Origin of the sequence: Solimonas soli DSM 21787, assembly GCF_000474945.1 — a bacterium.
GTDB classification, from domain to species: domain Bacteria; phylum Pseudomonadota; class Gammaproteobacteria; order Nevskiales; family Nevskiaceae; genus Solimonas; species Solimonas soli.
In genome coordinates, this window is the sequence record NZ_KI440838.1 from 1 (window position 1) to 23,553 (window position 23,553).

Consider the following 23,553-nt stretch of genomic DNA (forward strand, 5'->3'; position numbering starts at 1 on the left):
GGTGCTCTTGATCATGCTGATCATCACGATCCCGGTGCAGACGCACGCGGTGAAGCTGGACATGCCGCAGGCGACGCCGCCGGCGACGGACGCACCGCCGCCGCCGTCCGTGGAACTGGAGATCGACTTCGACGGCACGTACATCTGGAACGGCGAGGCGATCAGCCGCGACGTGATGAAGTACCGCTTCCAGCAGGCGGCCAAGGAAGATCAGCAGCCGGAGTTTCACATCCGGCCGAACCGGCTGGTCGAGTACAAGTACGTCGCCGCGGCGCTCGCCGACGCACAGCGTCTCGGCGTCACCAACATCGGCATCGTCGGCAACGAACAGCTGTGAACACGCCGGCGAACGAGAAAGGAGAGCCCAGGATGGCACATCGCACCCCGAAAACCAGGCGCATGAGCACACAAAGCACCCATCTGGCCGCTGCGGCGATCCTGCTGCTTGCGGCACAAGGGCCGGTACAAGCTGCAAGCAAAACGGTCCGTCCGGAAATCGGCCAGTCACTGCAGGGTGCGCAGAAGGCCCTGCAGGCCAAGCAATTTCAGGAAGCGCGCGCCCAGATCGCCAAAGCGGAGAACGCCGGAAAACTGACGCCATACGAAAGTTACCTCGTCGCGCGCCTCAAGGCATCCGCAGCCATCGGTCTCGGAGACTATAGAGCTGCGCTTTCGGCTTACGAACAGGTCGTCGATTCCTCGGAGTTGCCGGCCGAGGAGAAGCTCCAAGTTCTCGATTCCTTCGTGAAGCTGGCTTACACGGCCAAGGACTACGGTCGAGCTGCCGCTGCAGTGCAAAAATACCGCGCCGCCGGCGGCAACGATGCGCAGACGCTCGGACTCTATGCTCAGTCATTGTATCTGGCAGGAAGATATGCTGAGGCGGGCAATGCGGTCGCCGATGAGATCCGAGAACTCGAGGCATCCGGCCGCCGGCCAACGGATTCCCAGTTGCAGCTGCTCGGCAGTTGCGCGTTAAAGCGCAACGATATGAAGGCCTATATCGCGGCGCTCGAAAAAATTGTCGTTTATACGCCTAAGCCGCAGTACTGGATCGACCTCATCCTCCGAACAGCAGGCCAGCCAGGCTTTTCCGACAGGCTCGATCTAGACGTCTACCGGCTTCGCAAAGCTACGGGCACGATGGAAAAGGCGGGGGACTACATGGAGGCCACACAGCTTGCCCTACAAGCAGGCTTTCCGGGCGAGGCGCAGGGCTTCGTCGAGGAAGGTTTCCAACGCAAGCTGCTCGGAACAGGGCCGGACACCGCAAGGGACGAACGCCTGAAGGCTCTCGTCGCCAAGAAACTTGCCGACGATCAAGCGACACTCGCCGAAGGCGAGAAAGCCGCTGCCGCGCAGCCGACGGGAGATGCGCTCGTCGCCACTGGCTTCAACCTTGTGACCTACGGCCAAGCCGACAAGGGGCTGAGCCTAATGCAGCAGGGCATTGCGAAAGGCGGTCTCAAGTTCCCGGATCAGGCGCGCCTGCACCTCGGCTATGCGCAATTGCTCGCTGGGAAAAAAGGTGAAGCAGCCAAAGTCCTAGCCAGTGTCAAGGGCTCGGATGGAAGTGCTAGCCTCGCCCGGCTCTGGGCGATCAAGCTGCGTGCCGGGACGTAGTAGCAAAGAGGAATCGACATGAACATGATGAACACGCACTACGATCGCAGCAGGGGTTTCGAACTCAAGTCGGAGGGCGATAGGACGAAGTACATCGTGCTTGCTGCCATTGCGCTGGCATTTGCGGTAGGCGTGTATTTCGCTGCCGGCGGCAGCAGCAAGAAGGAGACATCCAAGGCGAAGCCTGCAGCGCAAGCCGTGGCGCAGAAGAGTGCGGCTCCCACGGTCGCTGAATCCGTCGCGTCCGAACCGGCTCCGGCCACGACTGGCATCGCGACGAGCACATCGTCGCTTGCGACAACCGAGTCGGCTCAGGTCAATACCCATCCGAACGTGGCAGCACAGGCGATGCCGAGCCCGACACCGGCTGAATCCCTCGACGATCTGACGGCGCATCCGGAAAGCGGTGCGTATGCCGCGACCGAAGATGTCGCTGCGGAGCCGGCAGCGGCCGCTGAAGTCGCCGACGCGCCTGTTGCAACGAAGCGATCTGCGCCTGCCAAGATGTTGCGGGAATTGCCTCCTCCGGCTTCGGTCGCGCTCAATCCTTGGTGGAACGCGAAATCAGGCAGTGCCTTCAAAGTCGAGTACGTCGGGCAGGCTGCACAGCAAGCGGCGCTCGTCATCCGATTCTCAAAGAGTTTGGCTGCGCCTGAGGACGCTGCGCGGTACATCCAGCTCGTCGGTCAGGATGGCGCCTCGATCAGCAGCGGCTGGCAGCCTGCTGGGAACGGGTTCGTACTCGTAAGCACGGGTCTCGCACCCGGCCGCTATACCGTGCGAATCGATCCCACCCTCCGTAGCTCCGGCGGTGAGTCGCTCGCGACTCCCCTCAGCGGGCCCATCTATATCGAGTAAGCTGATCTTCTCGTAGCAAGCGGTTCGTGATCGCCCCCGACGTCGGGGACATTCCGCACCCGTCGTTCGATCCTGCGAGCGGCCGCGAGATGAAGGGCGATCATTTCTGTATTGTCCTGACGCACCGGGCTTTCAATGAATGCTCGGGTCTGGCATGGACCTGCCCGATCGCGACGGGCAAGCAGGAAGTCGCAGGCGGGCTGACGGCGGTCACGCTCATGGGCACCGGCCTGAAGGTGTCGGGAATTGTGCTCTGCCACCCGATCAAGGCACTGGATTGGTCCGCCAGCAAGGCAAGCCGCGTCGACCGGCTCGAGGGTTCGGCGCTCGATCAGATTCTGGACGTCTGCACGGCAATCATCGACCCGGCCCGCCGATGACGACGGGGTTCTGTCGGGCAGCTTGAAGCCGAATTTGACGGCAGCCCAACGGCTGCGACCAGCGATGAGCAACGGCAGGCACGCTGCGCGCTGGAACGCCGATCGGTGTGCTGCCGTCGGGTGCACGCCGGCTGTCGGACGATGACAAGCCGCAGTCCCCAAATGACAAGTGCGGGCCTCGGCCCGTCGCGATCATGGTCTGGCGCATTCGCGTCGGAACGAGGGGACAGACATGAACTACGAAAACATCAACACCGGCTGCATCGATGTCGAGGCGCTGCCCTGGGTGCCGTTTACGCCGTACAGCCCCGACGTGCTGCTGAAGTACATCAAGCTCGATCCGGTGCGCGGCGAGATGATCGTGCTGCTCAAGGCGCCGGGCGACATGCAGATGCCGCGCCATCACCACACCGGCACGGTGATCGTCTACACGATCTCGGGCAAGTGGAAGTACGTCGAGCACGACTGGGTCGCCGGCCCTGGCAGCGTCGTCTTCGAAACGGCTTCGACCGAGCACACGCCGCAGGCACTCGCCGACGGCGGCGAGGTGCAGGTCCTCAACATCATCGTCGGCGAGCTGGTCTATCTCGACGCCGGCAACAAGGTCATCGCCATCGAGAACTGGAAGACCGGCATGCAGCGCTATCTCGCGCACTGCGAGGCGCACGGCATCGCGCCGGTCGATATCACTTCGTTCAAGGCCTGAGGCGCGCGCCCGGGCCTGTCGGCGCGGTCGTCCCCGCCGTGTCGGTCGCCGCCGGCGCCGCGCCGCGCGCCTGATACTCGGACGGGCTCATGCCGCTGTCGCGCTTGAAGGCGCGCGTGAAGTTGCTGACGTCGCGGTAGCCGAGCTGCAGCGCCACCTGGGTGACGCTCAGGCGCCGGCGGCCGAGCAGATCGAAGGCGCGCTCCAGGCGCACGCGCTTCGACATCTCCTGGAACTGCCGGCCTTCCTTGCGCAGGCGGCGGTCGAGCGTGCGCGAGCTGATGTGCAGGATGTGCGCCAGTTCCTCGATCGTCGGCATGCCGTCGCGCGCCTCGCGCAGCATCATCAGCACCCAGGCCGCCAGACCCTCCTCGCGACCGACGCGCTCGAGCAGCGCTGCGCAGCGCGCCTCCGCCAATTCCAGCGCCATGCGATCGGACATCGCCGGCGTGCGGTCCATGAGCGCGGCATCGAGGGCGACGCGGATGCCCGGTGTCGCCTGCGCCTCGAAATGCCAGCGCGCCGGCGCCGTCTCGCGGTAGCGCTGGTGATAGGCGGGCTGCGGCAGCGAGATGTAGTAGTCGTAAGCCGGGATCGAGCCGCCGAGCAGCACGCGCAGCTGATCGTGCACCGACACGGCGATGCCTTCGAGATGGAAGCGCAGGGTCTGCGGCTGCATCGGCATGATCGGGTTGAACTCCATCTCGCCGGTCTGCGCGTCGCGGCGATAGCGCATGCGGAAGGTCGGTGTCATCAGCCGGTAGAAGCGCACCGCGAGCCGCACCGCGTAGTCGAGCGAGGGGCTGCTGAGCAGCGCGTAGCCGAGGATGTCGTGCGAGCCGACGCGGATCATGCGGCCGAAGTCGAAGCCGAGGTCGGCACGTCCGCTCATCGCCAAGCTTTGCGCGATCAGCGCGTCGACCTGCTCGAGACGCAGCAGCGCCTCCGGCCCCGCCAGCTCGGCCGGCGCGATGCGCGCGGCGCGCAGCAGTGCGTCGACATCGACGCCGATCGTTTTCAGCCACGCGCAGTACTGCGCGTAGTAGCGCGCCGGCAGTGTCGGCCTGTCGCCCGTGGTCATCGCCCCGCCGCCTCCCGTGTGCCTGTCCGTAGATGACACCACAAAGAGGGTAAACGACAAATCCCGGCAGCGACGAAGCGTCGCGCCTGCCGGCGTGGCTGCCTTGATCGTGGCCGGCGCGCGCACGGCCGGCTCGATGACCATGATGGCGAGGAGCTTCGCGGCCTCGCGTATCGGCATCGTTCTTCCAGCTCCAGCCACCACGAAAGCACTTCGATCGTGCCGCCGACGATCAGGCGTGTGCTGACTCCGGCGAGCCGCCAGTGATCGGGCGGCGCGGCTGGTCGCCTCGCGCGGGGCGAGGCGGCAGCTCGGCGCGCAGGGCCGGCGCGGCGCCGCCGTTGAGGAGCGTCGACCGCGCGGTGCGGCGCGCATCGACGTAGCTGAACAGGGCCAGGCAGCCGGCGATCGCGCTCTTGGCTCCTCGACCGCCCGGCGCTGCGCAATCGTTCGCCGGAAACTGACGCCGCGCGCTGCGTCGCCGTCGTGCAGCACCGCGGCGGCGCCTGATGCGCCTGATCATCCTCGCAGGTTGGCGGTCGACTCGTGCGGGGTGCGCGCGCGCTCGAAATGGAGCAGACGGGCCTTGGCGGCGAGGCCGCCCGCGAACCCGGTCAGGGTGCCGTCGCTGCCGACCACGCGATGGCAGGGCGCGATGATCGACAGCGGATTGCGGCCGTTGGCGGCGCCGACGGCGCGCGCGGCGTTCGGTGCGCCGAGCATCGCCGCGACCTGCGCGTAGCTGCGCGTTTCGCCGAACGGAATCCGCAGCAGCGCCTGCCAGACGCGCTGCTGGAAGGCGGTGCCGCGAAAATCGAGCGGCAGCGCGAAGGTCTTGCGCACGCCGGCGAAATATTCACGCAGCTGCGTGTCCGCGTCGCGCAGCAGCGGCTCCTCGGTACATTCGTCGCCGAGCGTCAGCGGCACGCGATGCGGGCCGTCCTGTTCCCAGAGCACGGCGACGAGACCGCGCGCGCCGGCCACCAGACGCAGGCGGCCGACCGGGCTGTCGAGCCAGCGGTAGGCGAGGGCTTCGGTGTGCGGTGATTTGCGGTTCATGGCTGCGGCGCCTGCGGTCCAGCTGCTGATTGTGCCCCGCGTCCGCGCCGCCGTCCGCGCGGCGCTGGCGGCAAGTGCCAAGATGCCGCGGTGCGCTGTAGTCCGGATCGAGAATGTCGATCGTGTTGCTGTCGGCCGGGAAGTCGCCCGCCGCGGTCGAGCAAGGCGGTGCGGCTCCGGCGGTAGTCGATGCCGCCGAGCACCGTGTGCTGCAGCGGGCCGGTCGCGATCTTCCAGTTCAGGCGGCTGTCGACCGCGAAGTCGCGGTCGTGCTCGCCGAACGGGCCGTAGACGTGGCGCGACGGGATGTGGCCCGGCTGTACGCCGTCGACGATCAGGCTGTCGGCGAAGCCGGCGGCGAACAGCCAATGGCGCGCGAGCATGGTCAGCGTCGTGCCTTGCCGCATTTTTTCAGCTCAGCGCCGGTGCGATGTAGACGCGCTGCCGGTCGGAAAACTTCACGAAGTCGTCGCTCTCGCGCGGCACCGGATTGACGCGGCCGAGCAGATCGCCGGATTTCGTCAGGGGCGCATTCGCAGGGCGGCCTGCCTCGCCGGGCTCGGCCTCGTGCAGATGCCGTCGGCCGGCAAGCAGGCGCTGTTCGACGCAGGCTGCCTCGTCGAAGTGCTGGCCGGCTGTCACGCCGGGCCGATGCCGGAGACGCTGCTGTATGCGCATCGCCGCCATCTGGCCCAGCGCGTGCGCGTGTTCATGGACTGGGTCGCCGAACTGCTGCGGCCGCCTTTGCTCGGCCTGCTTGAACCTCATCGCGCGCCACAGCGTCGCGAGGCTTGCGCCTTTGTGTGGCACCGGGCTTGCATGAGCGGCCTCATTTGCGAGAATCGTCCTACACCTCCCCCAAGACCCGATGAAGCCTCATGCTCCGTTCTCCGCTGCTCCGGCGAGCCGTGCCCCTGGCCATGGCCCTGTGGTCCGTGCTGCCGGCCTTCGCTGATGACTCCTGCGACGTCTGCATGCAATGGAACGAGCCGGTCGATCCGTTCCGCATCTACGGCAATACCTTCTACGTCGGCGCCAAGGGGCTGAGCAGCCTGCTCGTCACCTCGCCGCAGGGTCACATCCTGATCGACGGCGGCCTGCCGGAATCGGCGCCGCTGATCGCGCAGAACATCGTCGCGCTGGGCTTCAAGTTCGAGGACGTGAAACTGATCCTCAACTCGCATGCGCACTTCGATCATGCCGGCGGCCTCGCGGAACTGGCGCGCGAGAGCGGCGCGCAGGTGGTGACGAGCCCCTGGAGCGCCATGGTGCTGCGCAGCGGCGGCAAGTTCGACGCGGGCGATCCGCAGGCCGGCACGCTGAAGCGTTTCCCCATGTGGACGCACCCGCAGACCGTCGAGGACGGCCAGTCGGTGAGCGTCGGCGGCACGCAGATCACCGCGCACTACACCGGCGGGCACACGCCGGGCGGCCTGAGCTGGACCTGGCAGTCGTGCGACAACAACAATCACTGCCTCAACATGGTGTACGCCGACAGCCTCACGCCGGTGGCCGCGCCGAAGTTCCGCTTCAGCAAGAACAAGACGTACAGCAATGTGCTCGCCGACTTCGAGCACAGCTTCCAGCTGATCGACGCGCTGCCCTGCGACATCCTGATCACGCCCCATCCCGATGCATCGGCACTGTGGGCGCGCCGCGAAGCACAGGAAGAGGGCGACACGACCAATCCCTACGTCGATCCGCAGGCCTGCCACAACTATGTGGCGATCGCGCGGCTGGCCTTGCAGAAGCGTCTCGCGGAAGAGCAGGCCGGCACCGTCAAATAGCGACAAGTGCTTGATGCGGCGGCGGCCGGCGTGCGGCAGGGCGGCGACGCGGCCCCGGCTTGCGCAGCCGCGGCGATGGATGGCATGGTGCTTGCGGTAGTCATTTCAGAGTTGGTGGCTAGGGTTCCGGTGCGCCGCGGTGGCGCATGACTGGTCCGAGAGCTGCCGCCCGGGACGAAAAAACCGGAGCACGGCGGGATAAAAGCCCGGGAGACCTCGACGGCCAGAATCTGGTGATCGTTCGAGTGCTTTCTTCGCCCGTACTCTCACCCGATCCTCGCCGACCTATCGGCTCATCTTCTGAGGATCGCAAATGAAACGGTTCAACTCCATTGCCAGGGTCGCGCTCGCCGCGGCCGTGCTGACCGCGTCGGTCATGGCGCCGGCGCAGGCCCAGCCCAAGAAGGAATTCGACATCGCCTGGTCGATCTATGTCGGCTGGATGCCGTGGCCGTATGCCGAGCAGGCCGGCATCGTCAAGAAGTGGGCCGACAAGTACGGCATCAAGATCAAGATCACGCAGATCAACGACTACGTCGAGTCGATCAACCAGTACACCGCCGGCAAGTTCGACGGCGTGACCGTCACCAACATGGACGCGCTGACCATTCCGGCCGCCGGCGGCGTCGACACCACGGCGCTGATCGTCGGCGATTACTCCAACGGCAATGACGGCATCGTGCTCAAGCAGGGCAAGACGCTGGCCGACATCAAGGGCCAGAAGGTCAATCTGGTCGAGCTGTCGGTTTCGCACTATCTGCTGGCGCGCGCGCTGTCGACGATCGGCCTCGGCGAGAAGGACATCAAGACCGTCAATACCTCGGATGCCGACATCGTCTCCGCGTATCAAGCCAAAGACACGACCTCGGTGGTGACATGGAATCCGCAGCTGGCGACCATCAAGGCCATGCCCGGCGCGGCACTGGTGTTCGATTCGTCGAAGATTCCCGGCGAGATCATCGACACGCTGTCGGTCAACACGCAGACGCTGCAGGACAACCCGGCGCTCGGCAAGGCGCTGGTCGGCATCTGGTACGAGACGCTCGCGCTGCTGCAGGACCCGGGTCCGAAAGGTGTGGCGGCGCGCACCGCAATGGCCAAGCTGTCCGGCGCGTCGCTCGAAAGCTTCGAGTCGCAGCTGAAGACGACCAGGATGTTCTACACGCCGGCCGAGACGGTCGCCTTCGTCAACGATGCCAAGCTGCAGAAGACCATGGATCTGGTGCGCACCTTCTCGTTCGATCATGGCCTGCTCGGCGCCGATGCCGCGACCAAGGATTTCGTCGGCATCGGCTTCGCGTCCGGCGCGACGCTCGGCAATCCGAAGAACGTGAAGCTGCGCTTCGATCCGAGTTATCTGGCGCTGGCGGCAGCCGGCAAGCTCTGAACGAGGCGGCGATCGCGGCGCTGCTGCCGCCGCGATCGCCCTGCGAGCCGATGAAGACGACGATGAAACGCGCTGTCGTGAGCCGTGCCGGGAGCCCACCGTGCGCCGCGTGATGAACGTGGCGCCCGGCCGCGGCAGCCGCTGGCTGCTCGCCTTGCTGCCGTTCGTGCTGATCGCGCTCGCCTACAACTTCGCCTCGGCGCAGCGCCATGCGGCGAACCCGGACGACAAGGTGCTGCCGACGGCGTCGGCGATGGTCGACGCCATGCAGCGCGCGACGCAACCGGATCGCCGCAGCGGCGAGCGCGTGTTCTGGAGCGATACCGCGATCAGCCTCAAGCGCCTCGGCCTCGGACTGGCGATCTCGATCGTCATCGGCCTGGTGCTCGGCATGCTGATCGGCCTGCTGCCGGTCGCCGGCGCGACGCTGTCGCCGCTGATGGCGGTGGTCTCGATGATTCCGCCGATGGCGATCCTGCCGATCCTGTTCATCGCCTTCGGTCTCGATGAGCTGTCGAAGGTGGTGCTGATCGTCATCGGCGTCGCGCCCTGCCTGGTGCGCGATCTGGCGCTGAAGATCGGGCAGTTGCCGAGCGAGCAGCTGATCAAGGCGCAGACGCTCGGCGCATCGACCTGGCAGGTGATGCTGCGCGTCGCGCTGCCGCAGGCGATGCCGCGCCTGATCGAATCGCTGCGCCTGATGCTCGGCCCGGCCTTCCTGTTCCTGATCTCCGCCGAGGCGATCTCCGCCGACGCCGGGCTTGGCTATCGCATCTTCCTGGTGCGCCGCTACCTGGCGATGGACACCATCCTGCCGTACGTCGCCTGGATCACCTTGCTCGCCTTCGTCGCCGACCTGCTGCTCGTGCAGCTGTCGCGGCGCGCCTTTCCGTGGGCGCACCTGGAGCGCCGGGCATGAGCGCGATCCGCGTCCGCAAGGTCTGGGTCGAGTACGGCGCGCAAATCGTGCTCGAGAAACTCCATCTCGACATCGCGGCGGGCGACTTCGTCGCCATCGTCGGTCCGTCCGGCTGCGGCAAGACCACGTTCCTGCGCCTGCTGCTCGGCCAGGAGCGGCCGACGCGCGGCGCGCTGCTGCTTGACGGCGAAGCCATGCCGAACGAGCCGGACGCCGACCGCGGCATCGTCTTCCAGCGCTACTCGGTGTTCCCGCATCTGACCGTGCTCGGCAATGTGCTGCTCGGCAGCGAACTGCAGGGCGCGCCCCTGCTGGCACGCCTGTTCGGTGCCAGGCGCCGCGAGCGGATCGCCGCGGCGCGGGCACTGCTCGAGGAAGTCGGCCTCGGCGAGCACCTGCACAAATATCCTTCGCAGCTGTCCGGCGGCATGCAGCAGCGTCTCGCGCTCGCGCAGGCGCTGATCACGCGGCCGAAAGTGCTGCTGCTCGACGAGCCGTTCGGCGCGCTCGATCCCGGCATCCGCGCCGAGATCCACGTCGTGCTCAAGCGGCTGTGGAAGGAAACCGGCGTGACGATCGTGATGGTCACGCACGATCTGCGCGAGGCGTTTTCGCTCGCCACGCGCGTCGTCGTCTTCGATCGCTACCGCAAGCGCAAGGAAGAACGCACGCGCTACGGCGCGACGATCACACAGAACATCGAGGTGCGCAAACGCGACACGGGCGCGAGCCTCGATGCCCAGAACCAGCTCGGCCGGGACGACCCGGCCACCGGGGAGCGACTCGGCCGGGACGACCTGGCATCCGCACAGCAATAAAGGAGTCGTCATGGCGGAGTCTGCCGAGGTGGGCGCGATGATCGCGGCCAACCGTGAACGCTACATGCAACTGAAGGCGGCCGCGCAGGGCGGCAAGCTGCCGCTGCCGCCGCCGACGGCGCGTGACGCCGCGCCCCTCGATGCGTCGCGCCTGCTGCATCGCGAAGTGATTCCGGGCGGCTGGTACTGGACCACGCGGCTCGCGCGCGGCCAGGTTCTGCGCCTGCTCAATGCGCAGGCGACGCCCGGCGTGTCGTTCTTCGCCTGGAACGCCGACGACACCAGCGAACGCTATAACGCCGGCGACACCGTGAAGGTGCAATGGACCGCCGCGCTCGCCAAGGGCCGCGTGCTGTTTTCCGACATGGGCCGCGTGCTGGCCTCGATCGTCGAGGACAGCTGCGCCGCGCACGACACCCTGCTCGGTGGCAGCACGGCGGCCAGCAACCGCGAGAAATACGGCGTCGAGCTGCTGCGCAACACGCGCGACAACCTGGTGCTCGCCGCAGGCAAGCACGGCCTGACGCGCCGCGATCTGGCGCCGTGCATCACCTTCTTCGCGCCGGTCGCGACCGATGGCGAGGGTCGCTTCCACTGGCGCGACGGTGCGGTGCAGCCCGGCGACTTCGTCGATCTGCGCGCCGAGATGAATCTGCTCGTCGCGGTGTCGAACTGTCCGCATCCGCTCGCACCCGGCGCCTACGCGCCGCAGCCGATCGAAGCCATCGTCAGCCGCGGCGTGCCGATCGCCGCCGGCGATCTTTGCCGCACGGCGACCGCCGAGGCGCGGCGCGGCTTCGACAACACCGATCCGCTGTTCGCCCACGCCGCGGAACTTTGAGGAGCGCGCGATGAACGATCTCAGCAAGGCGCTCCGCGATCCGGCGCGCGCCGTCTACGACTTCACCATTCCGGCAACGCAGCCCTGGTCCGGGTCTCTGCGCCGCGGCCAGGTCCTGCGCATCGTCGACCTCGAAGGCCAGCAGGCGGTCGACACCCTGTTCTACAACGCCGCCGATTTCTCCGAGCGCTACAGCGCGCAGGACACGCTGTGCGCGCAGAACGGCGCCTACGTGACGACCGGCACGAGAATTCTCTCGAACGAAGGCCGCACGATGCTGACCGTGATCGGCGATACCTGCGGCGCGCACGACACCTCGGCCGGCGCCTGTTCCTGCGAAGCCAACACGGTGCGCTTCGGCCACCACACGCGCTACATGCACGCCTGCCGCGAGAACTTCCTGGTCGAAGTGGCGAAGCACGGCATGGGCAAGCGCGACATCGTCGGCAACATCAACTTCTTCATGAACGTGCCGGTCGAGCCGGACGGCCGCCTGGCGATCGTCGACGGTGTGTCGAAGCCCGGCGATTACGTCGAGCTGCGCGCCGAGATGGACGTGCTGTGCGTGATCTCCAACTGCCCGCAGATCAACAATCCCTGCAATGGTTTCAACCCGACGCCGGTGCGCGTGCTGATCTGGGACGCCTGAGCCATGTTCGACAAGGTCTTGATCGCCAACCGTGGCGAGATCGCCGGCCGCGTCGGGCGCACGCTGCGCGAGATGGGCATCCGCGCGGTCGCCGTCTATTCCGACGCCGATCGCTACACGGCGCCGGTGCTTGCCGCCGATGAAGCGGTGCGCGTCGGCAGCAACGCGGCGCGCGACAGCTATCTCAACGTCGACGCGATCATCGCCGCGTGCCTTGCGAGCGGCGCGCAAGCCGTACATCCCGGCTACGGCTTTCTCAGCGAGAACGCGGCGTTCGCCGAACGTCTCGCCGAGCATGGCGTCCGCTTCATCGGCCCGCGGCCCGAGCATCTGCGCGGCTTCGGCCTCAAGCACACGGCGCGCGAACTGGCGCAGCGCAGCGGCGTGCCGCTGCTGCCGGGCAGCGAGCTGCTCGCCGATGTCGGGCATGCGCTGCGCGAAGCCGAGCGCATCGGCTATCCGGTGATGCTGAAGAGCACCGCCGGCGGCGGCGGCATCGGCATGCAGCTCTGTTATGGCGCCGAGGACTTGCGCAGCCGCTTCGAAGCGGTGCAGCGCATGGCGAGGGCGAGCTTCGGCGATGCACGCGTCTATCTGGAGCGCTATGTCGAAACCGCGCGCCATGTCGAAGTGCAGATTTTCGGCGACGGCCGTGGCCGCGTCGTCTCGCTCGGCGAGCGCGACTGCTCGCTGCAGCGGCGCAACCAGAAAGTCGTCGAGGAAACGCCGGCGCCGGGCTTGTCGGCGGCGCTGCGCGCGCGCCTGCACGCGGCGGCACGTGCGCTCGGCGAGGCGGTGCAGTACGAATCGGCTGGCACCGTCGAGTTCATCTACGACGTCGCGCGCGACGATTTCTATTTCCTCGAAGTGAACACGCGGCTGCAGGTCGAGCATCCGGTCACCGAAAGCGTCTACGGCATCGATCTCGTCGAGTGGATGCTGCGGCAGGCGGCCGGCGAGTTCGCCCTGCCGGCGCAGGAGGCGCTCGTGCCGCGCGGCGCGGCGATCGAAGTGCGGCTCTACGCCGAGAATCCGCAGCTCGATTTCCGGCCCTCGGCCGGCCTGCTGACCGAAGTGAGCTACCCCGACGGCGTGCGCGTCGACGGCTGGATCGAGACCGGCAGCGAGGTGACGCCGTACTACGATCCGATGCTCGCCAAGCTGATCGTGCACGCCGAGACGCGCGAGGCGGCCATCGCGAAGCTCGCTGCGGCGCTGCGGGAGACGGCGATCCACGGCATCGAGACCAATCTCGATTATCTGCGCCAGATCGTCGCCGGCGGGGCTTTCAGCAGCGGCGCGGTGGCGACGCGCGTGCTCAAGGCATTCGCCTACCGCCCGCGCAGCATCGAAGTGCTGGCGCCCGGCGCGCAGAGCAGCGTGCAGGATCATCCGGGCCGTCTCGGGTACTGGGATGTCGGCATTCCGCCGTCCGGACCGATGGATGCGCGCTCGTTCGCGCTGGCCAATCGCGCCGTCGGCAATGCGCCGGGCACGGCGGCGCTCGAATGCACGGTCAACGGTCCGCGCCTGCGCTTTCACGGCGATGCGCTGATCGCGCTGGCCGGTGCCGAAATGCCGGCGACGCTCGATGACGTCGCCGTGCCGTATTACGAGCCGATCGCAGTGCGGGCCGGGCAGGTGCTCGCGCTCGGCACGATCGCCGGCGCCGGGCAACGCAGCTATCTCGCCGTGCGCGGCGGCCTCGATGCGCCGCTCTATCTCGGATCGCGTTCGACGTTCTCGCTCGGCGGCTTCGGCGGTCATGCGAGCGGCGTGCTGAGGGCCGGCGACACGCTGCAGCTGGCCGACGATACGACGGCGATCGTCGGCGATGCCGTGGCGATCGCCGCCGACGAGCGCCCGCGGCTGGCGCGCGAATGGCAGCTCGAGGTGCTGTACGGCCCGCATGGCGCGCCGGATTTCTTCCAGCCGGACGACATCGCGACGCTGTTCAGCGCCGAATACCAAGTCCACTTCAACAGTGCGCGCACCGGCGTGCGCCTGATCGGCCCGCGGCCGGCCTGGGCGCGCGCCGACGGCGGCGAGGCCGGCCTGCATCCGTCGAACATCCATGACAATGCCTACGCGATCGGCGCCATCGACTTCACCGGCGACATGCCGATCATTCTCGGCCCCGATGGCCCGAGCCTCGGCGGCTTCGTCTGCCCGGCGGTCGTGACGCGCGACGATCTGTGGAAGCTCGGCCAGCTGAAGCCCGGCGACAAGCTGCGCTTCGTGCCGAAGCTGGAGATCGCCGAGGCGACGGCGAGCGCGACGCCTTACGGTTCCGCGATCTTCGCGACGCGCGACGACGGCCCGGTGCCGGTCGTCTATCGCCGCGCCGGCGATGATTACCTGCTCGTCGAATACGGGCCGATGGCGCTCGACATCGCGCTGCGCCTGCGCGTGCATCTGCTGATGCAGGCGGTGCGCGCCGCGAAGCTGCCCGGTCTGATCGACCTGACGCCGGGCATCCGCTCGCTGCAGATCCACTACGACAGCCGCGTGCTGAAGCGCGCGAAACTGCTGGCCGCGCTCGCCCGGATCGAACGCCATCTGCCGGCGGCCGAAGACGTCGTCGTGCCGAGCCGCATCGTGCATCTGCCGCTGTCGTGGAACGATCCGTCGGTGCAGCTGGCGATGCGCAAGTACCAGGAGCTGGTGCGCCCGAACGCGCCATGGTGTCCGGACAACATCGAGTTCATCCGCCGCATCAACGGTCTCGCCTCGCGTGACGACGTGCAGCGTACCGTGCTCGACGCGAGCTATCTGGTCATGGGCCTCGGTGATGTCTATCTCGGCGCGCCGGTCGCGACGCCCGTCGATCCGCGCCATCGCCTCGTCACCACCAAGTACAACCCGGCGCGCACCTGGACGCCGGAGAACGCGGTCGGCATCGGTGGCGCGTACCTGTGCGTCTACGGCATGGAAGGGCCGGGCGGCTACCAGCTGTTCGGCCGCACCCTGCAGATGTGGAACCGCTGGAAGAAGACCGCGGCCTTCGAGCGGCCCTGGCTGCTGCGCTTCTTCGATCAGATCCGCTTCCATCGGGTCAGCGACGCCGAACTCGCCGAGGCACGCGAGGCGTTCCCGCACGGCCGCTATCCGCTGCGCATCGAGGAGACGACGTTCTCGTACGCCGCGTATGCACGCTTCCTCGCCGACCACGCGGCGAGCATCACGGCGTTCAAGGCGAAGCAGCAGGCGGCGTTCGAGGCCGAACGCGCCGACTGGAAGGCGCGTGGTCTCGACACCTTCGCGGTCGACGACGGCGCGATCGTCGCCGGCGACGACAGCCTGCCGCAGGGCTGCGTCGGCGTCGCTTCGCACGTCACCGGCAGCGTCTGGAAGATTCTCGCCGATGCCGGCCAGACGATCGAAGCCGGGCAGCCGCTGCTGGTCGTCGAGTCGATGAAAATGGAAATGGAGATCTGTGCGCAGCAGGGGGGCCGCGTGCGCGAGCTGCGCTGCCAGCCGGGGCGCACCGTGCAGTCGGGCCAGCTGGTCGCCGTGATCGAGGCCGCCTGAGATGAGCCTGATGGCCTTCCCGAAGAAGCTCGACCTGGCGACGCTGCAGGCGCTGTATGCGAGCGGCCGCGCGACGCCGCTCGATGTCGTCGACGAAGTGCTGCGTCGCTGCGATGCGTATGCGGCGCTCGATCCGGCGGTGTGGATCGGCCGCGCCGACGCCGACGCGCTGCGCGACGAGGCACGCGCGCTGATCGTCGCCGGCCGCCGTGCCGACCAGCCGCTGTGGGGCGTGCCGTTCGCGGCCAAGGACAACATCGATTGCCGCGGCATTGACACGACCGCGGCATGTCCGGAGTTCGCGTATCGTCCGAGCGACGATGCGACGGTGGTCGCGCGCCTGCGTGCGGCCGGTGCGCTGCTCGTCGGCAAGACCAATCTCGATCAGTTCGCGACCGGCCTCAACGGCACGCGCTCGCCCTACGGCGCGCCGCGCTCGGTCTACAGCCGCGAGCACGTGTCCGGCGGCTCGAGTTCCGGCTCGGCGGTCGCCGTCGCGGCAGGGCTCGTGGCGTTCTCGCTGGGCACCGACACCGCCGGGTCGGGGCGCGTGCCGGCGGCCTTCAACGGCCTCGTCGGCCTCAAGCCGACGCGCGGCTGGCTCAGCACGCGCGGCGTGGTGCCGGCCTGTCGCAGTCTCGATTGCGTGTCGGTGTTCGCGAACAGCGTGACGGACGCCGAGCGGATCGCGGATGTCGCCGGCGCCTATGACGCCGGCGATGCGTACTCGCGGCGCGCGCCGGCGGCGCCCGCGGCGCGCTTGCCGCGTCGCTTCGGTGTTCCGGCGGCGCCGCGCTTCTTCGGCGACGCGCAGGCCGAACAGGCCTGGCAGCGCGTTTGCGCGCAAGCGCGCGAAGGCGGCGCCGAACTGCTGCCGCTCGATTTCGAGGTGCTGCACGACATCGCGGCGCTGCTCTATGACGGCCCCTGGGTCGCCGAGCGCCTGGCGGCGACCGAGGATTTCCTGCGCGAACACGCCGACGCGATGCATCCGGTCGTGCGCGCGATCGTCGAGCAGGGGCGCAAGTACTCGGCCGTCGACGCATTCCGTGCCGAGTACCGGCTGCGTGAACTGAAGCCGCGCGCCGAGGCGCTGATGGCGTCGGTCGATGCGCTGCTGGTGCCGACCGCGCCGTCGATGCCGACCGTCGCGCAACTGCTCGCCGACCCGGTCCAGCCGAACAGCGAACTCGGTACCTATACCAACTTCGTCAATCTGCTCGACTGGTCGGCGCTCGCGGTGCCGGCCGGCCTGCGTGATGACGGCCTGCCGTTCGGCATCACCCTGATCGGCCCGGCCTGGGCCGACCGCGCGCTGGCCGCGTTCGGCCGGCGCTGGCTGCGCGAAAGTCCTGAACAAGCCGCTGGAGCAAAACCGATGTCCGTGCATGAACCCGCCGCCGATCATGTCCGTCTCGCCGTCGTCGGCGCGCATCTGCGCGGCATGCCGCTCAATCGCGAACTCGGCGAGCGCGACGCGATCTTCGTCGAGACCACGCACACTTCCAGCGACTATCGTCTCTACGCACTCGCCAACACCCAGCCGCCGAAGCCGGGCCTCGCGAAAACCGGCGACGGCGCGCCGATCGAAGTCGAGCTGTGGGACGTGCCGCTGAGCGCGTTCGGCTCGTTCGTCGCCGGCGTGCCGGCGCCGCTCGGCATCGGCACGCTGACGCTCGCCGACGGCCGCACGGTGAAGGGCTTCATCTGCGAAGGCTGGGCGCTGGCCGACGCGCTCGACATCACCGCGCACGGCGGCTGGCGCGCATACCGCGCCTCGCTCGCGCCGCCGGCCTGATCGCGGTGCGCAAAAAAGCCGCCGCGCGTGAGCGGGCGGGCTCATGCATCGATGCGCCGCTTCAATCGCGGCCGAGGAAGTCCGGCTTGCCGATCTCGACGCCGTTGTGGCGCAGCAGGTTGTACGCCGTCGTGACGTGAAAATAGAAGTTCGGCAGCACGAAGTGCAGCAGGTAGCCGAGGCCCTCGAAATTCCGCGTGCCGCCGCGCATCTGCAGAGTGATCGTGCGCGACTCGCTGCCGTCGATCTGCTCGGGCTTGAAGCTCTGCAAGAAGGCGATCGTCTTGTCGACGCGTGCGATCAGCTCGGTCAGCGTGCGCTCGTGGTCCTCGAACTTCGGCGGCTCGGTGCCGGCCAGCCGCGCGACGCCGCCCTTGGCCATGTCGGTGGCGATCTGCACCTGGCGCGACAGCGGGAACATGTCGGGGAACAGGCGGCTGTCGGCGAGGACTGTCGCGTCGAACTTGCGGGCTTCCGCATGCGCGCTGCCCTTCTCGAGCAGTCCCTTGAGATTGCCGAGCATGCGCACCAGCACCGGCACCGAGGCTTGATACATGGAAATCGTCATCGCAAATCCGTGGCGGAGAAGAGGTGGCGCATTCTAGCGGCGCGCGGAACGAAGGCTGTGCGCCCGGCCGTGGCATGAAATCTGCTTGATCGACAGTACGGCGCATCTGCGGATGCGCGGGTGCGGGAAGTCGCGGATCGGCCGGGGAATTCGTCCGAACGAATTATTGACCTTCTAGTCAGTCGACTTTATACTGCACCGCAACATGGGCCAGTAATGAAAAACCCGGTAAGGCCGGGAGCATTACCGGGTCAGACCAGTCTCCTCCAGAAAGGCCAAGCGCCTTTCTCGCACCTTGCCCTCCGGATCACCGGGGGGCTTCTTTTTGTCGCCACACCGCAATGCCGGGGCCGCTATGCGTGTCTCCCGGCGTTCTCTCCCCAGAAAAGCCGACGGCACGCAAACAGGGCGCCGAAGGCCTGCAAGTCCATAACGATAGACTGATTGTGTAACAGTTGTCAGCTTGATTACAAGCGCCGCGACCCGCGAAGGCACGGTCGCGATGCGGCTCCGCGCGCTTTCGGCGCGGCGCGAGCCTCAATGAGGCAGGCGCAGGCCGATCTGCGTGGGGCGGTCGCCATCGATCGCCTTGACCACCAGCTGGATGTCGCCGATGCGCAGGCGATCGCCGACCACGGGATGCGGCAGGTGCTGGCTCAGCAGTTGCGCGACGGTCTTGCCCTCGGCATGGGCCGGCATCGGCAGGCCGTAGCTCTCGCACAGCGCCGCGACCTGCGCGTCGGCGTGCACCGTGAAATCGCCGAAGTACTGGCGCGCCTTCGGCACGGACGGCTCGCGCACCGACTCGAAGACGCGATCGAGCGTGTCGAGCTGGCTCTGCGCCGCGAGCAGCGACACGTAATCGTGCGCGCGTAGCTCACCCCACTCGCGGTAATGCAGCAGGCGGCCATCGCGGGCGATGCAGATGACGCGCGAGACGTCGGGGATCGGCAGATCCTTGTGCCGCATGCCGATCAAGGCGCTGTTCGGCTGGATGCGATAGCTGACGACTTCGTAGCCGCGCTGGCCCGGCAGATCGATGTCGACGCGATGCACGCGCACCGCGCGCTGTGGCACTTCGAGGCCGAGCAGGCGCGCCACCGGCGCGACCGTGGTGCCCTGCACCAGCAGTGAGACGAGCACGATGAAGAAGGCGATGTTGAAGAACAGCTGCGCGTTGTCGAGGCCGGCCAGCCAGGGATAGGTCGCCAGCACGATCGGCACCGAGCCGCGCAGGCCGACCCAGGCGATGTACAGCTGCTCGCGCCACGGAAAGCGGAACGGCGCGAGGCTGGCGAACACGGCGATCGGCCGGGCGATGAGCAGCAGCGCGGCCGACACCAGGAGACCCGGCACCGCGACGTCGAGCAGCTGATGCGGCGAGGCGAGCAGGCCGAGGATCACGAACATGCCGATCTGCGCCATCCAGGCCACGCCGTCGTGGAAGCGGCGGATGCTGGCGGCGGCGCGCAGCGAACGATTGCCGAGAAAGATGCCGGCGAGATAGACGGCGAGGAAGCCGCTGCCGCCGAGCAGGCCGGTCGCGCCGAAGATGGTCAGGCCGCCGAACAGCGCGAGCAGCGGATACATCGAATCGCCGAGGCGCAGGCGGTTGAGGCCGCGCATCAGCAGCCAGCCGCCGGCGAGGCCGCAGGCGGCGCCGGCCAGCATCTGCCAGGCGAGCATGCGCAGCGCATCGCCCAGCCCGAAGCTGTCCGGCGCCTGCAGATAGGCAATCGTCGCGAGGGTGAGGAAGATCGCCATCGGGTCATTGGTGCCGGACTCGATCTCGAGCGCCGCGGTGACGCGCTCATTGAGCGCGAGCGCGCTGGTGCCGAGCAGCGAGAACACCGCGGCAGCGTCGGTCGAGGCGACGATGGAGCCGATCAGAAAGCCTTCGGCGACCGGCAGGCGCAGCAGCCAGTGGCACACCGCCGCCGTGATGCCGGCGGTGAGCAGAACGCCGACAGTGGCCAGCGTCAGCGCCGGCCTGAGGCCGGTGCGGAAGCTCTCGATCCGGGTACGCAGGCCGCCGTCGAACAGCACGACGGCGAGCGCGGCCGTCGCCGCCAGATTGGCGAGCCCGTAGTTCGCGAAATGAATGCCGCCGGGCCCGTCCTCGCCGGCGAGCATGCCGACGATGAGGAAGACCAGCAGCAGGGGCACGCCGAGCCGCGGTGTCACGACCGTCGCCAGAATGCTGACCAGGAACAGCAGCGCCGCGAGGAGAATGAAATGGCTGGACGTATCGAAGCTCATGCAAGCAAGTGTAAGCAGCGTGCGTGCCTTCGGTCCGTGCGGCGCGCACGTTTCGGGCAGCGCCGCCGCCGCGCCTAGTCGCTCGATGCGAGTAGCCGCTATACTGCGCGCCCAAAATCCCGGCCGGTCAGGAGTCGTCAGTGGCGCATAAGAACCACGACCAGGTGTTCTTCATCAATTTCGGAATGGTGCTCGGTGTGCTGGTCTTCATCGCGCTCGTCTGCGCGACCGCCGCACGCTTCCTCGATTCCGGCGATGAACACGTCGACCCGCAAACGCAGGCGCGGCTTGAAGAGCGCATCAAGCCGATCGGCACGGTGGTCACCGACCCCTCGGTGCTGGTCAAGCTCGCCGCCGCCGCTCAGGCCGCGCGCGCGCCGATGACCGGCGAGCAGGTCTACGCCAAGATCTGCACCGGCTGCCACGCCGCCGGCGTGCTCAATGCGCCGAAGGTCGGCGACAAGGCCGCCTGGGGCGAGCGCGCCAAGTCGCAGGGCGGTCTCGACGGCCTGACCAAGAAAGCCATCTCCGGCCTCAATGCCATGCCGCCGCGCGGCGGTGACGCGTCGCTCAGCGATGACGAGGTCAAGGGCGCGGTCGAGTACATGCTCAAGCAGACCGGCATCTGAAGTCCGCTGCCCAGCCGAGAAAGCCGCCTTCGGGCGGCTTTTTTATTGGACGCCGATGCCGCGCCAAGTCGGTGCGACATGCGCCAAAATGGCACAATTCCTTGCGCGGCCATATCGTAAACGCCGTTCCGAAGCGCGTGTCTGAGGGGTTTCCCGGTGGCTATGTGAATGTTGCAGTGGGGGAAACAGACAATTGACGCCGGCCTCGGAACGTGCGTGGCATGGGCCTTGCGATGTTCGGCCGGGGCCGTGTGCAACGCTGCACGCGGAGGATCCATCCACTTGGGAAGAGCAAATACATGGAATTCAAGCGTTCAGTGGTGAGCGCCGTACTCATCGGCGCGGCGGCGTTCTCGGGCAGCGCGATGGCCGGCGTTACAGGCAACGTCGGAGCTGTCAGCGAGTATTTCTTCCGCGGCCTCGCCCAGGACTCGGTGATCACGGGCCGATCGGATGGCAAGCCGGCGATCCAGGGCGGCATTGACTACGCGCACGACTCCGGGTTCTACGCAGGCATCTGGGGTTCGAATGTCAGCTGGGGCGCGGGCGGCTCGGAAACCGACCTCTATCTCGGCTATTCCACGAAGATCGCGGACACGTTCGGCATTGACGTCGGTGCGATCTATTACGCTTATTTCGACTACAAGGGCGACGCCAACGACGCCGCTGACACCGATCCGAACACGGTCGAAGGGTACATCAAGCTTTCGTACGGCCCGATTGCGCTGCAGTACTACTACAGCCCGAGCTACTTCGGCACGTCGCCGGCCTATGCGGGATCGAATCCGGCCGACAACGATGAGGTGAAGAACTCGTACATCGCGCTGATCGGTACGTTCCCGCTCAGCGATTCTCTCAATTTCATCGTGAGCGTTGGCGACACGATCAGCAGCGAAGATGTGTGGATCACGAAAAGCGACGGCAGCTACAAGGATTCGTACATCGACTACAACGTTGGTCTTAGCAAGGCCATCGATGAGACACTGAGCGTCGGGTTCTCGATCATTGGCACGACGTTGAAGCGTGCGGATGATCCGAGCAAGTCGGATGGCCCGAACTTCGTCGTCAGCGCCAAGAAGACCTTCGCGCTCTGAGTTTTTCTAGCCGTGCACAAAAGGGCCGCCTCGCGCGGCCCTTTTTTGTGGGCGCTCAGGCCGGCGCGGCGGAATCGCGGTAGCGCAATGCCTCGGCGACATGCGCGGCCGCGACCGCGTCGCTGCCCGCCAGGTCGGCGATCGTGCGCGCGACGCGCAGCACGCGGTGATAGGCGCGCGCCGACAGGGCGAGCTTCTGCATCGCCTGCTGCAGCAGCGCCAGGCCGGCGCGTTCCGGCATCGCCATGTTCTCCAGTTCGCGCACGCCGAGTCGCGCGTTCGGCTTGCCCTGCCGGCCCAGCTGGCGTTCGCGCGCGGCGATCACGCGGGCGCGTACCGCGGCGCTCGTTTCGCCCGGCGGCGCGTCGCTGCGCAGCCATTCTTCGCGGTCGACGCGCGGCACGAACAGCTGCAGGTCGATGCGGTCGAGCAGAGGCCCCGAAATGCGCGAGCGGTAGCGGGCGATCTGATCCGGCGTGCAGCGGCAGTCCGCGCCGCGATCGCCGAGATGTCCGCACGGGCAGGGGTTCATCGCGGCGATGAGCTGGAAGCGCGCCGGGAACTCGGCCTGGCGCGCGGCGCGCGAGATGGTGATCGTGCCGCTCTCGAGCGGCTCGCGCAGTACTTCCAGCACGTCGCGTGCGAATTCCGGCAGCTCGTCGAGAAACAGCACGCCGTGATGCGCCAGCGTGATTTCGCCCGGCTTCGGGCTGCTGCCGCCGCCGACCAGCGCGACGCCGGACGCCGTGTGGTGCGGCGCGCGAAACGGCCGCCGGCCCCACTGCGCGATATCGAAGCCGCGGCCGATCGACGCGACGGCGGCGACTTCGAGGGCTTCGTCGTCGGACAGCGGCGGCAGGATGCCGGGCAGGCGCTGTGCGAGCATCGACTTGCCGCTGCCCGGCGGGCCGATGAGCAGGAGCGAATGCGAGCCGGCGGCGGCGATCTCGAGCGCGCGCTTGGCGAGCGCCTGGCCGCGCACGTCGGTGAGATCGTCGACGACGTGCGTGACGCGTGGCGACGGCGCGACGGCCGCCGTGCTGAGCGTGCCCTGATGCAGTTCGGCGCAGAGCACGCCGAGCTGTGCGGCGACATGAATGCGCGCGCCCTGGGCGAGGCAGGCTTCGGCGGCATTGGCCTGCGGGACCAGCAGGGCGCGGCCGGCGGCGGCGGCTTTCAGCGCGGCCGGCAGCGCGCCGCGGATCGGCCGGATCTCGCCGGACAGCGACAGCTCGCCGAGCACTTCCAGTTCGCGCAGCGACTCGGCCGGGATCTGCTGCGAGGCGGCGAGGATGCCGAGGGCGATCGCCAGGTCGAAACGCGAGCCGTCCTTCGGCAGGTCGGCCGGCGCCAGGTTGCAGGTGATGCGCTGCAGCGGAAAGCGGTAGCCGCTGTTGACGATCGCAGCCCGCACGCGATCGCGCGCTTCGCGCACCGAAGCTTCCGGCAGACCGACGATCGTCAGCCCGGGCAGACCGGGGGCGAGGTGGACTTCGACGTGGACGGGATCGGCGGCGAGACCGTTCTGGGCGCGGGCGTGGACCGTGGCGAGCGACATGCCGCCGA

General features: G+C 67.7%; 22 protein-coding genes and 1 riboswitch. Of the genes, 15 read left to right on the forward strand and 7 right to left on the reverse strand.

Features of this window, described 5'->3' with window-relative positions:
• From K344_RS0116300 to K344_RS0116320, 5 genes are all read left to right on the forward strand, one after another.
• Positions 1-337, forward strand: a 337-nt coding sequence (locus tag K344_RS0116300; protein WP_028080856.1) for an ExbD/TolR family protein, incomplete at its 5' end; no start/stop codon positions are given.
• A 32-nt stretch (positions 338-369) separates the two neighbouring features.
• On the forward strand, positions 370-1,623 hold the full coding sequence (locus tag K344_RS0116305; protein WP_245586251.1) for a tetratricopeptide repeat protein: 1,254 nt from the start codon (positions 370-372) through the stop codon (positions 1,621-1,623).
• 18 nt (positions 1,624-1,641) lie between these two features.
• Positions 1,642-2,481 carry a hypothetical protein gene (locus tag K344_RS0116310; protein WP_028081566.1) on the forward strand — a complete coding sequence of 280 codons (840 nt, stop codon included), beginning with the start codon at positions 1,642-1,644 and terminating at the stop codon, positions 2,479-2,481.
• Positions 2,482-2,507: 26 nt separating this feature from the next.
• Positions 2,508-2,861, forward strand: a complete 354-nt coding sequence (locus K344_RS0116315; protein ID WP_028081567.1) for a type II toxin-antitoxin system PemK/MazF family toxin — start codon at positions 2,508-2,510, stop codon at positions 2,859-2,861.
• A 232-nt stretch (positions 2,862-3,093) separates the two neighbouring features.
• Positions 3,094-3,567, forward strand: a complete 474-nt coding sequence (locus K344_RS0116320; RefSeq protein WP_028081568.1) for a 2,4'-dihydroxyacetophenone dioxygenase family protein — start codon at positions 3,094-3,096, stop codon at positions 3,565-3,567.
• Here K344_RS0116320 and K344_RS22145 read toward each other — a convergent pair.
• The 4 genes from K344_RS22145 to K344_RS24855 form a co-directional block, all read right to left on the reverse strand.
• Positions 3,557-4,648 carry an AraC family transcriptional regulator gene (locus K344_RS22145; protein WP_051362322.1) on the reverse strand — a complete coding sequence of 364 codons (1,092 nt, stop codon included), beginning with the start codon at positions 4,646-4,648 and terminating at the stop codon, positions 3,557-3,559. The genes K344_RS0116320 and K344_RS22145 overlap by 11 nt on opposite strands.
• A 519-nt stretch (positions 4,649-5,167) precedes the next feature.
• Positions 5,168-5,707, reverse strand: coding sequence for a methylated-DNA--[protein]-cysteine S-methyltransferase (locus K344_RS0116330; RefSeq protein WP_028081569.1), 540 nt, complete (start codon positions 5,705-5,707; stop codon positions 5,168-5,170).
• Positions 5,704-6,114, reverse strand: a complete 411-nt coding sequence (locus tag K344_RS0116335; protein ID WP_028081570.1) for a hypothetical protein — start codon at positions 6,112-6,114, stop codon at positions 5,704-5,706. The genes K344_RS0116330 and K344_RS0116335 overlap by 4 nt, the downstream gene beginning before the upstream one ends.
• A gap of 4 nt (positions 6,115-6,118) precedes the next feature.
• Positions 6,119-6,475 carry a hypothetical protein gene (locus tag K344_RS24855; protein ID WP_157623044.1) on the reverse strand — a complete coding sequence of 119 codons (357 nt, stop codon included), beginning with the start codon at positions 6,473-6,475 and terminating at the stop codon, positions 6,119-6,121.
• A gap of 152 nt (positions 6,476-6,627) precedes the next feature.
• Here K344_RS24855 and bla point away from each other — a divergent pair, with 152 nt between their 5' ends.
• The 8 genes from bla to atzF all read left to right on the forward strand — a co-directional run bounded on the left by bla (position 6,628) and on the right by atzF (position 17,437).
• A complete protein-coding gene (gene bla / locus K344_RS0116345) occupies positions 6,628-7,494 on the forward strand; it encodes a subclass B3 metallo-beta-lactamase (protein ID WP_043114802.1) in 867 nt (288 codons plus the stop codon).
• Between the two features lie 107 nt (positions 7,495-7,601).
• Positions 7,602-7,709: riboswitch (guanidine-I (ykkC/yxkD leader) on the forward strand.
• A gap of 98 nt (positions 7,710-7,807) precedes the next feature.
• Positions 7,808-8,881, forward strand: coding sequence for a putative urea ABC transporter substrate-binding protein (locus K344_RS0116350; RefSeq protein ID WP_028081573.1), 1,074 nt, complete (start codon positions 7,808-7,810; stop codon positions 8,879-8,881).
• 100 nt (positions 8,882-8,981) lie between these two features.
• Complete coding sequence (locus K344_RS0116355; RefSeq protein WP_028081574.1) at positions 8,982-9,800, forward strand: ABC transporter permease; 819 nt, start codon at positions 8,982-8,984, stop codon at positions 9,798-9,800.
• Positions 9,797-10,618: an ABC transporter ATP-binding protein gene (locus K344_RS0116360; RefSeq protein WP_028081575.1), complete on the forward strand. Its 822-nt coding sequence runs from the start codon at positions 9,797-9,799 to the stop codon at positions 10,616-10,618. Before K344_RS0116355 ends, K344_RS0116360 begins: the two co-directional genes overlap by 4 nt.
• A 10-nt stretch (positions 10,619-10,628) precedes the next feature.
• Positions 10,629-11,459: an urea amidolyase associated protein UAAP1 gene (locus tag K344_RS22150; protein ID WP_051362323.1), complete on the forward strand. Its 831-nt coding sequence runs from the start codon at positions 10,629-10,631 to the stop codon at positions 11,457-11,459.
• Between the two features lie 10 nt (positions 11,460-11,469).
• Entirely contained in the window at positions 11,470-12,108 is a 639-nt protein-coding gene (locus tag K344_RS0116370; protein ID WP_028081576.1) for an urea amidolyase associated protein UAAP2, read from the forward strand.
• A 3-nt stretch (positions 12,109-12,111) separates the two neighbouring features.
• Positions 12,112-15,639 (forward strand): 5-oxoprolinase/urea amidolyase family protein, encoded by a 3,528-nt coding sequence (locus tag K344_RS0116375; RefSeq protein WP_028081577.1) that lies wholly within the window; start codon positions 12,112-12,114, stop codon positions 15,637-15,639.
• A gap of 10 nt (positions 15,640-15,649) precedes the next feature.
• A complete protein-coding gene (atzF, locus tag K344_RS0116380; RefSeq protein ID WP_051362375.1) occupies positions 15,650-17,437 on the forward strand; it encodes an allophanate hydrolase in 1,788 nt (595 codons plus the stop codon).
• 61 nt (positions 17,438-17,498) lie between these two features.
• On the opposite strand, the gene K344_RS0116385 is transcribed toward atzF, so the two are convergent.
• Together K344_RS0116385 and K344_RS0116390 are read right to left on the reverse strand one after the other, a co-directional pair.
• Positions 17,499-18,005, reverse strand: coding sequence for a DUF1993 domain-containing protein (locus K344_RS0116385; RefSeq protein ID WP_028081579.1), 507 nt, complete (start codon positions 18,003-18,005; stop codon positions 17,499-17,501).
• Between the two features lie 537 nt (positions 18,006-18,542).
• Complete coding sequence (locus tag K344_RS0116390) at positions 18,543-20,264, reverse strand: potassium/proton antiporter (protein ID WP_028081580.1); 1,722 nt, start codon at positions 20,262-20,264, stop codon at positions 18,543-18,545.
• Positions 20,265-20,404: 140 nt separating this feature from the next.
• On the opposite strand from K344_RS0116390, the gene K344_RS0116395 reads away from it, so the two are divergent.
• Together K344_RS0116395 and K344_RS23190 are read left to right on the forward strand one after the other, a co-directional pair.
• Positions 20,405-20,893, forward strand: coding sequence for a c-type cytochrome (locus K344_RS0116395; RefSeq protein WP_028081581.1), 489 nt, complete (start codon positions 20,405-20,407; stop codon positions 20,891-20,893).
• Between the two features lie 299 nt (positions 20,894-21,192).
• Positions 21,193-21,987, forward strand: a complete 795-nt coding sequence (locus K344_RS23190) for a TorF family putative porin (RefSeq protein ID WP_051362324.1) — start codon at positions 21,193-21,195, stop codon at positions 21,985-21,987.
• 55 nt (positions 21,988-22,042) lie between these two features.
• On the opposite strand, the gene K344_RS0116405 is transcribed toward K344_RS23190, so the two are convergent.
• The gene (locus tag K344_RS0116405; RefSeq protein WP_028081582.1) at positions 22,043-23,545 is read right to left on the reverse strand and encodes a YifB family Mg chelatase-like AAA ATPase; all 1,503 of its coding nucleotides are present in this window, start codon (positions 23,543-23,545) and stop codon (positions 22,043-22,045) included.
• Positions 23,546-23,553: the final 8 nt, after the last annotated feature.

Coding starts and splice junctions, on each gene's coding strand:
- bla (WP_043114802.1), top strand. CDS start 6,628: ATGGCCCTGTGGTCCGTGCTGCCGGCCTTCGCTGATGACTCCTGCGAC.
- K344_RS0116370 (WP_028081576.1), top strand. CDS start 11,470: ATGAACGATCTCAGCAAGGCGCTCCGCGATCCGGCGCGCGCCGTCTAC.
- K344_RS22150 (WP_051362323.1), top strand. CDS start 10,629: ATGGCGGAGTCTGCCGAGGTGGGCGCGATGATCGCGGCCAACCGTGAA.
- K344_RS22145 (WP_051362322.1), bottom strand. CDS start 4,648: ATGACCACGGGCGACAGGCCGACACTGCCGGCGCGCTACTACGCGCAG.
- K344_RS0116405 (WP_028081582.1), bottom strand. CDS start 23,545: ATGTCGCTCGCCACGGTCCACGCCCGCGCCCAGAACGGTCTCGCCGCC.
- K344_RS23190 (WP_051362324.1), top strand. CDS start 21,193: ATGGAATTCAAGCGTTCAGTGGTGAGCGCCGTACTCATCGGCGCGGCG.
- atzF (WP_051362375.1), top strand. CDS start 15,650: ATGGCCTTCCCGAAGAAGCTCGACCTGGCGACGCTGCAGGCGCTGTAT.
- K344_RS0116385 (WP_028081579.1), bottom strand. CDS start 18,005: ATGACGATTTCCATGTATCAAGCCTCGGTGCCGGTGCTGGTGCGCATG.
- K344_RS0116330 (WP_028081569.1), bottom strand. CDS start 5,707: ATGAACCGCAAATCACCGCACACCGAAGCCCTCGCCTACCGCTGGCTC.
- K344_RS0116375 (WP_028081577.1), top strand. CDS start 12,112: ATGTTCGACAAGGTCTTGATCGCCAACCGTGGCGAGATCGCCGGCCGC.
- K344_RS0116320 (WP_028081568.1), top strand. CDS start 3,094: ATGAACTACGAAAACATCAACACCGGCTGCATCGATGTCGAGGCGCTG.
- K344_RS0116305 (WP_245586251.1), top strand. CDS start 370: ATGGCACATCGCACCCCGAAAACCAGGCGCATGAGCACACAAAGCACC.
- K344_RS0116350 (WP_028081573.1), top strand. CDS start 7,808: ATGAAACGGTTCAACTCCATTGCCAGGGTCGCGCTCGCCGCGGCCGTG.
- K344_RS0116360 (WP_028081575.1), top strand. CDS start 9,797: ATGAGCGCGATCCGCGTCCGCAAGGTCTGGGTCGAGTACGGCGCGCAA.
- K344_RS0116335 (WP_028081570.1), bottom strand. CDS start 6,114: ATGCGGCAAGGCACGACGCTGACCATGCTCGCGCGCCATTGGCTGTTC.
- K344_RS0116390 (WP_028081580.1), bottom strand. CDS start 20,264: ATGAGCTTCGATACGTCCAGCCATTTCATTCTCCTCGCGGCGCTGCTG.
- K344_RS0116310 (WP_028081566.1), top strand. CDS start 1,642: ATGAACATGATGAACACGCACTACGATCGCAGCAGGGGTTTCGAACTC.
- K344_RS24855 (WP_157623044.1), bottom strand. CDS start 6,475: ATGAGGTTCAAGCAGGCCGAGCAAAGGCGGCCGCAGCAGTTCGGCGAC.